This window comes from Protofrankia sp. CiP1_Cm_nod3, assembly GCF_982290655.1.
In genome coordinates this window covers 1-13,254 of sequence record NZ_CEVIVD010000126.1, presented here as the reverse complement: position 1 = coordinate 13,254, position 13,254 = coordinate 1, and the positions used below count along the sequence as shown (strand labels likewise).

General features: G+C 70.5%; 10 protein-coding genes and 2 pseudogenes. 7 read left to right on the top strand and 5 right to left on the bottom strand.

What is annotated here, in order from left to right:
- The first annotated feature begins 293 nt into the window (after nucleotides 1–293).
- The 4 genes and pseudogenes from AC5LUJ_RS19185 to AC5LUJ_RS19170 all read left to right on the top strand — a co-directional run bounded on the left by AC5LUJ_RS19185 (nucleotide 294) and on the right by AC5LUJ_RS19170 (nucleotide 3,820).
- Nucleotides 294–767: a protein kinase gene (locus AC5LUJ_RS19185; protein WP_493465418.1), complete on the top strand. Its 474-nt coding sequence runs from the start codon at nucleotides 294–296 to the stop codon at nucleotides 765–767.
- A pseudogene (locus AC5LUJ_RS19180) lies at nucleotides 689–1,030 on the top strand (protein kinase domain-containing protein); the annotation flags it as partial. The gene AC5LUJ_RS19185 and the pseudogene AC5LUJ_RS19180, both read left to right, overlap by 79 nt.
- Nucleotides 1,031–1,641: 611 nt before the next feature.
- The gene (locus AC5LUJ_RS19175) at nucleotides 1,642–2,859 is read left to right on the top strand and encodes a hypothetical protein (RefSeq protein ID WP_493465417.1); all 1,218 of its coding nucleotides are present in this window, start codon (nucleotides 1,642–1,644) and stop codon (nucleotides 2,857–2,859) included.
- 157 nt (nucleotides 2,860–3,016) lie between these two features.
- Nucleotides 3,017–3,820: an FHA domain-containing protein gene (locus AC5LUJ_RS19170; RefSeq protein ID WP_250283830.1), complete on the top strand. Its 804-nt coding sequence runs from the start codon at nucleotides 3,017–3,019 to the stop codon at nucleotides 3,818–3,820.
- A 12-nt stretch (nucleotides 3,821–3,832) separates the two neighbouring features.
- On the opposite strand, the pseudogene AC5LUJ_RS19165 reads toward AC5LUJ_RS19170, so the two are convergent.
- The 5 genes and pseudogenes from AC5LUJ_RS19165 to AC5LUJ_RS19145 all read right to left on the bottom strand — a co-directional run.
- Nucleotides 3,833–3,946, bottom strand: a pseudogene (locus tag AC5LUJ_RS19165) (YnfA family protein); the annotation flags it as partial.
- 511 nt (nucleotides 3,947–4,457) lie between these two features.
- On the bottom strand, nucleotides 4,458–4,817 hold the full coding sequence (locus tag AC5LUJ_RS19160; RefSeq protein WP_493465416.1) for a hypothetical protein: 360 nt from the start codon (nucleotides 4,815–4,817) through the stop codon (nucleotides 4,458–4,460).
- A gap of 95 nt (nucleotides 4,818–4,912) precedes the next feature.
- A complete protein-coding gene (locus tag AC5LUJ_RS19155; protein WP_250283826.1) occupies nucleotides 4,913–5,620 on the bottom strand; it encodes a hypothetical protein in 708 nt (235 codons plus the stop codon).
- Nucleotides 5,621–6,000: 380 nt separating this feature from the next.
- Complete coding sequence (locus AC5LUJ_RS19150; RefSeq protein WP_493465415.1) at nucleotides 6,001–7,365, bottom strand: permease prefix domain 1-containing protein; 1,365 nt, start codon at nucleotides 7,363–7,365, stop codon at nucleotides 6,001–6,003.
- Complete coding sequence (locus tag AC5LUJ_RS19145) at nucleotides 7,362–7,736, bottom strand: PadR family transcriptional regulator (protein ID WP_493465414.1); 375 nt, start codon at nucleotides 7,734–7,736, stop codon at nucleotides 7,362–7,364. The genes AC5LUJ_RS19150 and AC5LUJ_RS19145 overlap by 4 nt, the downstream gene beginning before the upstream one ends.
- A 1,740-nt stretch (nucleotides 7,737–9,476) precedes the next feature.
- On the opposite strand from AC5LUJ_RS19145, the gene AC5LUJ_RS19140 reads away from it, so the two are divergent.
- The 3 genes from AC5LUJ_RS19140 to AC5LUJ_RS19130 form a co-directional block, all read left to right on the top strand.
- Nucleotides 9,477–12,215, top strand: a complete 2,739-nt coding sequence (locus tag AC5LUJ_RS19140) for a phage tail sheath family protein (protein WP_493465413.1) — start codon at nucleotides 9,477–9,479, stop codon at nucleotides 12,213–12,215.
- Between the two features lie 64 nt (nucleotides 12,216–12,279).
- Nucleotides 12,280–12,822 (top strand): phage tail protein, encoded by a 543-nt coding sequence (locus AC5LUJ_RS19135; protein ID WP_250283816.1) that lies wholly within the window; start codon nucleotides 12,280–12,282, stop codon nucleotides 12,820–12,822.
- 19 nt (nucleotides 12,823–12,841) lie between these two features.
- The coding region (locus tag AC5LUJ_RS19130) for a T4 family baseplate hub assembly chaperone (RefSeq protein WP_493465412.1) at nucleotides 12,842–13,254 on the top strand (413 nt) is incomplete at its 3' end.

Below are 13,254 nucleotides of genomic sequence, written 5' to 3'. Positions count from 1 at the left end.
CCTCGGCCTTTCGGTCGACCTTGATCGAAGATCCGGCGAGGCCCGGCTGGCGCGCGCCAGCCGGTGACCCGGGGCCATTTCGGTGAAGGTGGCCCGAAGGAGGCCCGCCGCGGACAGGGCACTGCGCCGTTCGCCGTCGGTCCCGGATGGCTCGGCCAGCGGGAGCGGGCTCGGGAGCCCACCCAGACAGTTGGGCAAAAGGTATCAGTAGTAGCGTCGGAGCACGTTCTGGACTGATTTTCGTCACCGAGCCGTCGAGACCCGCCCGCAGACTCACAGGGAATGTTGCGACAGTGCCCCAGGAGCCGATTTCACTGCCCCGGTACCGGCTGACCCGACCGCCGCTGTCCGAGACCCGGATGAGCGTGGTCTACCGTGCGACGGATACCCAGCTGAACGACCGGCCGGTCGTCGTCAAGGTTCTCTCTCCGCAGCTCGCGCACATCCCCCAGTACCGCGAACGGTTCTTCCGCGAGGTGCGGGCCGTGACCACGCTGCGGCACCCGCACATCGTCGACGTCTATGAGGCGGCCACGGAGAAAACCGCGGACCAGGCCGCGGCAGGGCGCGACCAGGGCGACGACGACCAGGAGCTTCTCTACCTCGTCATGCCGTACATCGAGGGCTCCAGCCTGCGCGGGCTGCTGGCGGACAACGGGCAACTGGACCTCGCCACCGCCCGGCGAACATCCTCGTCGAGTCCGAGACCGGCCATGCCTGCCTGTGTGACTTCGGCATCGCCAAGGTGGGTTTCGAACGGGCGCTGACCGCCGTGGGCGGCTTTCTCGGAACGCCCGACTACTCGGCGCCGGAACGCTTCGACCCGGACCGGTTCGAAGAGCTGCCCATGGCCCACCGGCCGACGATCGAGCGGCCGCCGCGCGACATCGCCGAGGAGAAGCTCGTCGACATCTACGCGCTCGGCGTCGTGATGTACGAGTGCCTCACCGGCAGCCGTCCGTTCGACCACATCGGCGAGCAGGTGCGGCGGGATCCGCCGGCCCTGACCGGGCTGCGCCCCGATCTCCCGCCCGCGCTCGACGACGTGCTGCAAGCCGCGATGGCTCGCGACCCCGCGGGTCGTCCGTCCTCCTGCGCCGAGTTCGCGAGCAGGCTGGCGTCCGCGGCCGGCTCCCCGCGCCCCGCCCCGGCGCCGCTCGGCCCGGCCTCGCCACCTTCGACGATGACGAGGTTCCCCCAGACACCGACAAGCGCCCCGACAGTCCCGCCGTCCGCGTCCGGCGGAACGTGGGGCCCACCGCCGGGCTCGCCGCCCCCGGCCAACGAGCCCGGCGCGGCGCCGGCCGGCGCGACTGGACAGGCGCCAACCGGTCAGGTGGTGCGCGGGCCCGGGAGACGTCGGCTCGCGACCGTCCGGCGGGTGGCTGCGCGGCACAGGCGGATCCTCATCGCGGCCGGGGCGGGCCTGGTCCTCGTCGGCGTGCTGCTCGGGGCCACGCTCCCGGTCGTCCTGGACAAGCCGGGAGTCGGAGACCGGCCCAGCCAGCAGCAACTGGCCCGGATTCCCGAACCGCTGCGCGCCGACTGCGCCCGCGACAGGCCGGCGGGCGGGGCCGACGCCGTGGTCTGCACGACGCCGGCCAACGAGTCCAGCTCACTCTCTTCGCCAGCCTCGACGAGATGGACAGCGCCTACAGCGCCGCGACGCGGGACGCGGGAGTCAGCCGTGGCACCGGAGACTGCGGCGTCGCGGTGGGCACCGGCGCCGAGCATCGCTATCCCGGCGCGGACGCGAGCCCCGGCGGCCAGCACGGGCGCCTGCTCTGCCACACAAGTGACGGCACGACCTCCCTCGTCTGGACGGACGACAAGGCGATGGTCCTGGCGACGGCCAGCCGGCGCGCGGCCGACGACCTGGGGCTGCGGGGGTCCTGGAGCCGCTGGGCCAGCCTGAAAGCCTTCCCCACCACCGAAGAGAAGGCCCTGGTCGACCTGTACGATCTGAAGAACTGTCGCCGGCCGGCCGCGGGGGCTCTCGAGCGGTTCCACGGCATCGTCGCTGCCGTCGAGTGCGCTCCACCGAACGCCGACGAGGGCGCTACAACGGTCTGGTACTACCAGTTCACGGCCCTGGACAGGCTTCGGTCGACCTACGACGCACAGGTGAACGCCGTGCAGGCGCCCATGGACACGTACTGCGGCGGGAGCGCCGAGAACCCCGGCACTCCCGGCACCCATCAGTGGGACCTACGCGGTGTCGACCTGGGCAACCTGCTGTGTTACCGAGACACCGGGAACGCGCCGACCATGGAGTGGACCCTGGAGTCCATGCGTGTGCTTGGCCGCGTGATCGGGCGCGACCCCGCGAAGCTCGCAAGCTGGTGGACGAACAACCACGGTCCGGCGCAGGCGGAGATCGCCAAGGCCGTCAACAGCACCTCCAGTCCGCCGTTCCCGACCGCGGCGGAGCAGCAGCTGCTCACCCACATCCCGCCGACGGCCCGGGTCGACTGCATGCGGCTGTCCGAAGACCAGGTCAAGCAGAACGTCGGCGACCAGAAGCCGCTGGCCGCCATCGCGTGCGACTCTCAGGCCCGCAATCCGCGGATCGTCTTCTATTACCAGATGGCCGACGCCGACGCGCTGGCAGCAACCCTCCGATTCAACGATCCGGGCACGGACGCCGACTGTACCCAGCAGCCGCCGAACTTCTTCGGCGGCGCCCGCTACCTGAACAACGGCGACACGGGCCGTCTCGTCTGCGGCACGAACCCGAGCGGCGCTCGATACCTGATCTGGTCGAACGACCGGCTGAACATTCTCGCCTGCGCGTTCGGCAGCGGACTTCCTCCCGCGGCCCTGATCGCCTGGTGGAGCGCCAACGCCGGCCCCCGGTAGGGCCCGGCCGGAGGCGCGCCATACCGTCTGGTGTTCGTCATTCGGTGACGGTCCTCCGGCGCGGCCGCGCGCTCGCGGCAGATCTTCCGAGCTCGGGACCCCTCCCGGCGCGGCGGGGCTAACCTGTCGCCACGCCGAGCCGGGAGGTGCTGGAGTCGTGAACTCGTCGGGTCGCGCCGGGTCGAGCCAGGTGGACCTGCTGCCGCGGGAGATCGGCAGCCTGGCGCACTGGCAGCCGGAGGCGCCGCCGGGCACGCTGTTCGCCGTCGGGGCGAACGGCGGGATGCGGGTCGCCCCGCGGGCCGGGTTCTCGCTCGTGTTCGGGCGCTGCGAGCCCGAGGTCCATGTGTGCGTCGGCGCCGACGACCAGTACGTCAGCCGCCGGCAGGGGCACATCGGCTGGGATGGCTCGCGCTGGCTCCTGACCAACGAGGGCCGCCGGCCGATCCGGCTGCCGGGATCCCGGCTGCTGCTCGGCGGCGACCAGTCGCCCCTGGCGAGCGGGTACATGCCGCTGTTCATCGTCGCCCCGAGCCAGGAGCACCTACTGGAGATCCGGATCATCGGTCGGCCGGCCCCGCGGCGTCCGGAGGACGGGCCGGACGCCCAGACGCGGGAGGGCGAGGTCTGGCCGCTCAGCGAGGTCGAGAAGCTGGTTCTCGTCTGCCTCGGCCAGAGCTACGTGCGCGGCGACCCGCAGCCGCAGCCGCTGACGTGGAACCAGGTCGAGGCGGAGCTGAGCGAGCTGCGCCCCGAGGAACGGTGGACCGGCAAGCGGGCGGCGCACATCGCCGCCGTCCGCCGCCGCCTCTCGCTCGCAGGGGTGCGCGGGATGATGGAGGACGAGGTGCCGCCGCCGGCCGCCTTCATGATCAACCATAACCTGATCGTGGAGCTGCTCACCAGCACCACCCTGGTCCGCGCGGACCTGTCCCTGCTCGAGCAGGACCTCCCAGGCTGACCCGCCGACGGCGGTGGAGACGACGAAGATCCCGTCGTAGGCGGCCAGGACGCGTCCGAAGCGGGCGCCGGGTTGGAAGGTGGCGGCGAACCCGTACAGGCAGAGCGCGATGATGCCGGTGCCGATCCGCTGTCTCGAAGCCCTTGCCCGGTGTGACCGTTAATGAGCTGACTGTTCTAAACTGTGTGCTCGCGGTCATTATGGATGATCGTGTGGCTGAGGCGCGGGGGGAGAGCGTGGATTTGTTGCTTCCCTCGGACCCGGCGCGGGTCGGCCCCTATGAGCTGCGCGGTCGGCTGGGAGCGGGCGGCATGGGTCGGCTGTACCTGGGGATGTCGACCCGACGACTTCGCCGCGGCGGTGCACCCTACCTGACAGGCAGGACCGAGACCAAAAGCGCTGTCCAGAGCCCCTTGACCGAATAGCCGGGACGGTTCAAAACGGCCCCCGCGCTCCTCACCGGGGCCCGCTCCGGTGGATCCGATCCGGCCCCGGCCCCCGATGGGCGATCATGTTTCTAAAACGGCGTGATTCGCCCTCGTCGGACCATCGTCCATTCCCCGTCAGCCCCGTGTATTCGATAGTCAGGCGGATGTTCCATTGCCGCGACCGACGGAAAGTAGACCGTCGCTGTCCGTCAGCCGTTGTCCGTATCGCTGTCGACGGCCAGCCGCATCTCATGGGTGAAGCCCACCCATCCCCAGAGCACCAGCAGATCGATGATCTGTCGGCCGTCTCTCAGGTGTACATAGCCGGGATTCTCTTCGTCCGGCGTCGGATATATCCCGTGCTCGTCCGCCGTTCCCTGGCACGAGTTGAGCGTCTCGATGCCGTGTGACCACGCCAGTTCTAAATACGGCGCCAGGGACTCGTCCACATAGGCCGTGATGCCTGCCGCGTCCGCAAGGACCTGTCTGTGTGCATCTCCGACATAAGCTGGTCGCGAATGTTGTTGTTGTGTGATTCGGCTGCGCCGGAACAACCACGAACGCTTCATATCAAGATCTTATCGTAGTACCGGTGCGACTGGACCAGGGATCCCGCCTGCTGCAGGGGGATGTGATCCAGCGGCCGTCCGGCCGGCGAGGGCCGTCACTTCCCGAACCGGAGGCGGAAAGGATCGGTGTCCGTGTAGTGCGAACCCGCGTTGTCGATGCCGCTGACGTCTGCCACCCGGCCGACGTCGCGCGCGATGAGCATGAGGCGCCGCCAGGGTTTCCGAGGCCCGTCCACGAGGGTGCGCACCATGCGGTCGTCATGAGTCGTCACGACGAGATATTCGGGCGAGGGGGGCGAGGACCGGGACTCTTCGGCTTCATCCCATCCATAGGTCACGTAGCGGGCGAGGCTTTTCACTTCGCCCCAGGCGAACCGCGCCGGCCCGCCGCCGGGAGGAAGATCGCCCGCGATGTCGGTGACGATGGTGAGCCCGTGTTCGTCCGCGGCCGCCCGCAGGGCGTTGCGGGCGGCACGTACGACAAGCCGGATCACGGACGCGGCCAGCCCCAGGGCGATGGTCCCAGAAACGATGGCGCCGGCCGCGCCCGCAAGGCTCGCCAAGAAGACGACTCCGAGGTCGCCGATGTTGTCGAGGATCCCGGTGAATCCGATGCGCCCGAGGTACACCGCCCCGATTCCCAGGGCGATCGCCAGCGGTGCGCGCCGGACTATCCGCCCGGTGGCACGCCCGAACGTCTCCCGGATCTCGATGGAGGTCGCGCCGCCGCGCAGGCGATCCTGCCTGGCGGCGTGCCGCTGCCTGCCTCGCTCCTCTTCCTCGGCGTACGCGCGATTGCTCACGGCCCACATCTCGCGCCACACCCTCTTGAACTGATCACTTCTTCTGGCGTTCGATCTTTCCTCGTCCACCATGACGCCGATTGTCCCGAAGGAGGGGCCCGACGTGCCCCCGCGGGTCGTGAGGGCGTGCCGTGCGGGTGCTGGTCACGTTCGGCTTCGGTGAGCTGGGCCTGCACCGTGTCAGCGCCGCGATCGGTCCGGACAACGCCGCGTCCGTCGCCGTGGTCAGACAGGCCGGTTTCTCCTACGAGGGCCGTATCCGCGACCACGCCCACACCAACGGGGCGTGGCGTGACAGCCTGCTCTACTCCGCTTCCTCCGGATGCGACATTGCCCGACGGATGTACTCGGCCGGCCTGGGTGGGCTCATGCGCGGTCGGTCAGACGTGGCCGAACAGGGGCGGGAAGGCGAGGACCACGATCCACGCCCACGCCGCGTACACCGGCAGATAGCCGGTCTGCCAGCGTTCGAGGGCCGCGAACGGGGTGCGCCGGCGGGCCAGCCCCAGCAGCAGCCACGCCGACCAGGCGAGGTTGGCCAGCAGGAGGACGTTCTCACCGAGAGCCGCTGCCTTGTTCGGGGTGGTGCCGAACTCGGTGATCCGCCCGGTGATCTCCAGGAGCACCAGCACGTCGATGGCCAGCGCGCTCACCACAAGGGCCAGCTGCAGCCGGTCGAACGGGCCGGCGGGCGCCAGCGGGTCGCGGGCCGAGATCGAGTAGAGCAGCAGCCCCAGCACCACTACCAGCAGCAGGTCGAACAGGATCAGCGCCTCCCGCTCGACGTCGATGCCGGAGCTGGTCCAGACGACGGCGACGAGGAAGGCGAGCAGCACGGCGGTGAACAGCGGGGTGAACAGCCGGGTGAGCACCGGCGCGATGTTCTCGACCACGTTCTGCTTCGCCTCGACGAGCCACGCGGCGACAACGACACCGGCCGCCGCGCCGCAGGGGAGGAGCCACTGCGCGAGGAACACCTCCGGGTCGATCCCGATCGCCTGGAAGGTGCCGGCCGTGAACGCGATGAGCACGCCGCCACCGAGCGCGAGGAGCACGAAGTAGACGAACCACTCGCCGGTGAACCGGATGAAGTCCATCCGCCGGCGCGACGAGCGCCATTCGTCGCCCGCGTAGGCCAGACCGACCACGAGCCACAGCGCGATCGGGAGGTGGATGCTGGTGAGCACCACCGATTGCGACGTGGCGGCCAGCGGGTAGACGTTGGCCGCTATGGCGCCGAGCGCGAACAGCGCGACCAGCACCCCGAGCAGCGGGCGGCGGACCTGGCGGCGCCAGGCGAGGAAACCCGCCAGCCAGGGCAGCACGAGAACGCCCACGTTCGGCCCGTAGAACGCGCCGTCGTGCTCCAGGCTCACCCCGAACAGCTCCGGCACCCGGACCGACACCGCGGCGCCGACCGCGCAGAGGGCCAGCGCCCGCAGGTCCCTGCGCGACCGGGCGTCCACGGTCCCGCTACCGGTCAGCACCAGCTGCTTCCACAGCCGTTCCGAGTGCTCCCGGGCGAACTCGCGGGACAGCTCGTCGAGGCTGCCCATCCGTTTCACCGCGACCAGGAACGCCTCGTCCGTGCTCAGCCCGGCCGCGACGAGCGCGTCGACGGAGCCGCGCAGGTGGTCCTCCAGCTCGTCGGCGTCGGGCTGCGCCAGCTCGCGGCGGCGCTGCACGTAGCGCCGCCACTGCGCGAACTGCGACTCCAGCTCGACGGAGCTGTCCGGCGCGGTCATGCCAGGCCCTCCAGCGGGATCGCTGGCAGCGTCCCGCGGTCGTGTGGGTCGAGCCAGATGTCCCGCAGCGCGCCCAGCACCGTGTCCCACTGGCGGCGCTGCTCGGCCAGTTCGGCCCGGCCTTTGTCGGTGATGCGGTAGTACTTGCGCCGCCGTTCGCCGGTCGCCGACCGCCAGGTCGCCTCCACACAGCCGAGGCGCTCAAGCCGGTGCAGCAGCGGGTAGAGCAGACCCTCGGTCCAGTCCAGCTCGCCGCCGGACAGCTCGTGGATCCGTTTGAGGATCGCGTAGCCGTAGCTTTCCCCCTCGGCCAGGATGCCGAGCACCATCGGCGTCGCCGAGGCGGCCACCAGATCCTTGGCGACCTTCACCAGGCCTCACTCCGTTCGATCTCCCCGCCCGGGCCCTGGACGGGATGCGAGCGGGGAACCCTAGCAGTGCGTTGCATAGTACTACTAGGTATCGGTCGCGGCTACGGCCGGATGATGGTCGGCCGCCCGAGCCAGCGGGGGCTCCAGAACCCCATGCGGTCGGTGACCCGCACGTTTGCCTCCCGGGCTGGGCCCGTGTCGGGCAGGCTGGATGGCTCATGGTGTGGTCGCTGCTCTACGCCCTTACTCGTCCACCCCGGCATCGAGAGCGGCGGCGATGTCTGCCCCCGCCCCGTCGTCGACGATGTGCCGATGCTCGACGGGATGCCAGGAATGGCGGGGGTGGTTCGGCCGGCCCGGCCGGCCGAACCGGCCGCAGGCGGCACCGATTGTCCGGTACGCGCGTGCAGCCCGCACAGCAGCCGCTGCAGGTGCACCGGATCGACCTGGCCGCGCAGCCCGAGCAGATCCGCGCCGGAACCCCGCGCCCGTCCGCGGGCCGTGTCCCGGAACTGTAGTAGCCCGCCGGCCCGGGGCGGGTGGTTTCGGGGGCGGCTGGGGTGCCCTGAACGTAGTCGACGACCCGTCGGGCCGCCGCGGCAACATCGGTAAAGCCCCGGGCCCGCAGCCCGAGCACCTTTACCGTGGCAATCACTGTTCGCCATCCGTCATCATGGACGTCTCATTCCGTGAATACGGCACCGTGCTCCGGCCCGGAATCCGGTGGTACGTCGCCACGCTCATTATTGAAAACTGTATTCACGTCCGTGCCGGCGTGGAAGGTCGTCCCATTTCGGTCGGCCATCCGGTACTCGACTCCCATCGTTCCTCGTCGAGGAGCAATATTGTCCGTACGAAACGGAAAGATATCTCAATTTTGTCTCGGAAGACGGTGGATGGGTCTGGCCTGTAGAGCCAGGTGGTACAAGGCGTCACGCCGGCAGCACCTGCGGAGGAGCGGTCGCATACACCAAGGACAGCCCGAAACGGTGGTACGTGCATCCCGTACCAGCCGGTGAGACGGACGGGCATGAGATCGGGCCTGACTGGTATGCGTCGGACGCTGCCGTTCGCTCCCGTCCACGCGGCGCTGCGGAGTATGGCGTTCCAGACGTTGAACCCCTGGCCGGCATCCGCGGCCTCGCTCCCGGCCTGAAGGCCCACCCCGAGCCGGAGAACCCCCGGGCCGCAAGGAGTGGCTGACCGGTCAGCGTGTCGATGGCCAGCGCTACCGCCCCGCCGTCGACCAGTCCGCGCTTGCCGCCGCGTTCGATCTCGCACTGGCCCGGCGGAACTCGCCGTCGTCCGACGAGTTCTGCCGGGACGTCGAGCGGCTCCTCAGCGCCGCGAGCCACACGGCCTGACCGGCCTGGCAGGTGCTCGGGCGCACTACCGCCGCTGTGTGGGCGTGATGGTCGGAGGGTTCGGCTCGGCGTAGGTCGCCGTCGTCCTGGGACCCGCCGTGTCGGGAGGCGCGGTGCTGAGAGGTGCCGTGTCGGAGGGCGCGGCGCTGGGTTCATCACCGTGACCTTCGCCTCAGCCGAGCCGAGCTGTCCGGTCGGTGCAAGAGGTACGGGATGTAGATCTGGGACGGGATCGTGTCTGAACCCGGCGGTCCATGTCCGTGCCGGGCACGAGCGGCGACGATGGTGGCCGCGGCAGCCGCCCCCCGCAGTGACCGGAGCGTGGGCCGCCGGAGGCGTGACCACGTTTTCGACGCTCCCGAGAAAGGCCGCGTCCATGCCGGTCTCACCGACCTATCCGGGTGTTTACATCCAGGAGATCCCGAGCGGTGTCCGTACGATCACGGGAGTGTCGACCTCGGTCGCGGCGTTCGTCGACTTCTTTCCGAAGGGCCCGCTGGAAACGCCCGTCCAGGTCTTCAACTGGACGGAGTTCGTCCGGACGTTCGGCGGTCTGCACCCGTCGAGTGAAGCCTCCTACGGGATCCAGCAGTTCTTCCTCAACGGCGGCACCGAAGCGTGGGCCGTGCGCACCGCGTCCGGGGACCTCACCGCGAGTGACGTCGTCATCGGCGGTGCCGTGGCGGCGGCCGCCCCCGCCGCGCCCGCGACCGGGCCGCTGGTGGTCACGGCGAAGAACCCGGGTGTGTGGGGCAACAACCTGCGGGTCCGGGTCGACTGGGTCGCCGACCGGTTCAACCTGGTCGTGAGCCTGTACGGCGGCTCCGGCGGCCCGGGCGCGCCCGTGGTCGCACAGGAGGTCTTCCGTGGCCTGTCGCTGACGCCCGGCAGCGTCGACTTCGCCGAGGACGTCGTCAACGACTCCCGTACCGGCTCGACGCTGGTCACGATCACGGTGACGGGCACCACCCGGCCGCTGCTGGGCGGCACCCTGTCCGGCGTGCACAGCGCGTCGCCCACACAGCCGGCCACCATCGGCCTCGCCGCCGACGCGACGGTGAGTGTGACGATCGCCGGCGAGTCCGGCGTCGCGCCGCTCGCCCTGCCGGCCGGCCCCCACCCGATCGACGCCGTCGCGACGGCGCTGCAGGCCGCGGTCCAGCGGGCGCGGCCGGAACTCCCCGCGTTCGCGGCGACCACCGTCGAGGTCGTCGACGAGCTGAACGCGGCGGGAGCTGTGACCGGACGCCGGCTGCGGCTGCGCGCGGGACCGACCGCTCCCGCGACCCGCCTGCTCGTCGCCGATTTCGCGGGCGACCCGACCGCCACCGACCGGCTGCTCCTGGCCACCGGCACGGCGAAGCCCGCGGCGGCGACCCGTGGCGGTGAGCTGACCGAGCCGGTGGCCGTGCCCGCGACGGGCAACGAGCTCCGACTGAGGCTGGGGACGACCAGCCACACCATCATCGTCCCCGACGGCGGCCACGAACTCGACGAACTCGACGAACTCGCCGGCGAGCTGCAGAACCTCGTTCGGGCGGCGGGGGCCGGCTCGCCGCCGGAGCAGGGATTCGCGGGCGCGCTCGTCACGGCGGTGAACGGACGGCTGGTGTTCGTCCCGGGTGGTGACGGGCCGGAGCCGTTCACGATCGAGGCGGCGCCGTCCACCACCTCGCCGAACCCGAACCAGGCCGTGTGGACGGCGCTCAAGCTGACCAGCGCCGAGACGCAGGTGCTGCCCGCGCTGCGATCCGAGCCGCTCAGCGGCGACGTCACGATCGACAAGGGCGCTCGGATCGCGGTGACGTTCACCCCGTCGGATGCCGGCGCGACGCCGGTCACCCGTGTGCTTCCGGTGGACCTGGCTCCCGGCCCGCATACGCCGACCGAGATCGCGCGGGTGCTCACGGAGGGGCTGGCGCACGTGGCCGGTCCCGCGCCGGCCTTCACCGGCGGCGTGGCCCGGGTGGTGGACGGCGGGGCGGGGGGTGGCGGCCCGCGGCTGCTCCTGATCGCCGGTGTGCCCGGGGCGTCCGTCCGGGCGGGCAACGCGGGCGCCAGCGGCGCGGCCACGACCCTGAAGCTGACGACCTCCGGATCATCACCCCTGGCATCGGCGAACGTGCAGGAATATCAGCTCGGTGCCGCGCCCGCGACACAGGGTTTCATCGCCGACACGGCGCAGGTGGGCAGCCGGGCGGGTGGCGACGGCGACCCGCCGGACGGCAACGCCCTGATGGCCGGCATCGGCGCGCTCGACACCGTCGACGTGTTCAACCTGCTGTGCCTGCCCCGGACGGCGACCCTCACCGGCGACCACCCGCTTTCATCCACCGAGGCCGGCGCCGTCGTCAGTTTCGCCCAGACGTACTGCGGGAACCGGCGCGCGTTCTTCCTCATGGACACGCCGGACACGGTGACCAGGTTCGACACGGCAAAGGTCGACCTGCCCAAAACGCCGCCCCATACGAACACCGCGCTGTTCTACCCGCGGGTCAGGGTGCCGGATCCGCTGAGCGGGTTCCGGCTGCGTTCCGTCGGCGCGAGCGGTACCTTGGCCGGCCTGTTCGCCCGGACGGACGCCGACCGCGGGGTGTGGAAGGCGCCGGCCGGCACCGACGCGACGCTGCGCAACGTCCCCGAGCTCACCGAGGTGCTGACCGACCCGCAGAACGGCCAGCTGAACCGGCAGGGTGTGAACTGCCTGCGCACGTTCCCGGTGTACGGGACGGTGAGCTGGGGCAGCCGTACCCGGGCCGGCGCGGACCAGCTGGCCTCGGAATGGAAGTACATCCCCGTCCGCCGGCTCGCCCTGTACATCGAGGAGAGCCTGTTCCGGGGCACCCAGTGGGCCGTCTTCCAGCCGAACGACGCGCCGCTGTGGTCCGAGCTGCGGTCGAGTATCGGCACGTTCATGAACAACCTCTACCGCAAGGGCGCGTTCCAGGGCTCCACCCCGGGCGAGGCATACCTGGTCAGGTGTGATGCCGAGACCACCACCCAGGCCGACATCGACCTCGGCATCGTCAACATCAGCGTCGGGTTCGCGCCGCTGAAGCCCGCCGAATTCGTGATCATCAGTATTTCCCAGCTGGCGGGCCAGAGCGCCGGCTGATCGTTCTCTCCTCCCATGACAGGACGGACCCCGCCGTGTCCCGGCCGGGGCGGAAGGACAGCCCATGGCGCAGTTCGTCGTCAACCCGACCCGGTTCGACCCGTACAAGAACTTCAAGTTCCGGGTGTGGTGGGACGGGCGGTACGTCGCCGGAATCAGCAAGGTGGGCGCGCTCAAACGCACCACCGAGGTCGTCGAGCACCGCGACGGCGGCGACCCGAGCACCGGCCGCAAGTCCCCTGGGCGCACCAAGTACGAACCGGTCAGCCTGGAGCGGGGGATCACCCAGGACGTCGACTTCGAGCAGTGGGCGAACAAGGTGTGGGACTACGCGAACGCCCAGGCCCCGCCCGACAAGCGGACCATGGAGGTGTCGCTGGCGGACTTCCGCAAGGACATCACCATCGACGTGTTCAACGAGGCCGGCCAGCAGGTGCTGTCCTACCGGGTGTTCCGCTGCTGGGTCTCGGAGTACCAGGCGCTGCCCGACCTGGACGCGAACGCCAACGCGGTCGCCATCCAGACCATCAAACTGGAGAACGAGGGCTGGGAACGCATTCCGGTCGTCGAGCTCAGGGAGCCCACCTTCACGCTGCCGTCGGCATAGGCGCGGCGGGCACCCACCGATGCGACATCTGCCGGACGGCCCGCTGGCGCGGGTGGCGCTTCGCCACGGCCTGTGGTGTGCGGGCAGCCGGCACACCACGGCGGTCGCGCGTCCGCTCGACGGACGGGACGAGGCGTATCTGGCCGAACACGCCCACGGCCTGGACATCGCCAGCCGCGTGTCGACGCTGCTCGCCCGCTGCCTGGTCCGGCTCGGCGACCTGACCGAGGCCGATATGGCCGAGATCGATGAGGACACGGTGGACGGGCTGACGGTCGGGGACCGGGAGGTGCTGCTGCTCCACCTGCGCCGGCTGACGTTCGGCGACCAGCTTTCCGCCGTGGTGACCTGCCCGGACCCGGACTGCGGCGAGCCGATGGACCTCGACCTGCGGGTCGGCGACCTGCTCCCGGCCCCGGGTTCCTCCCGTCC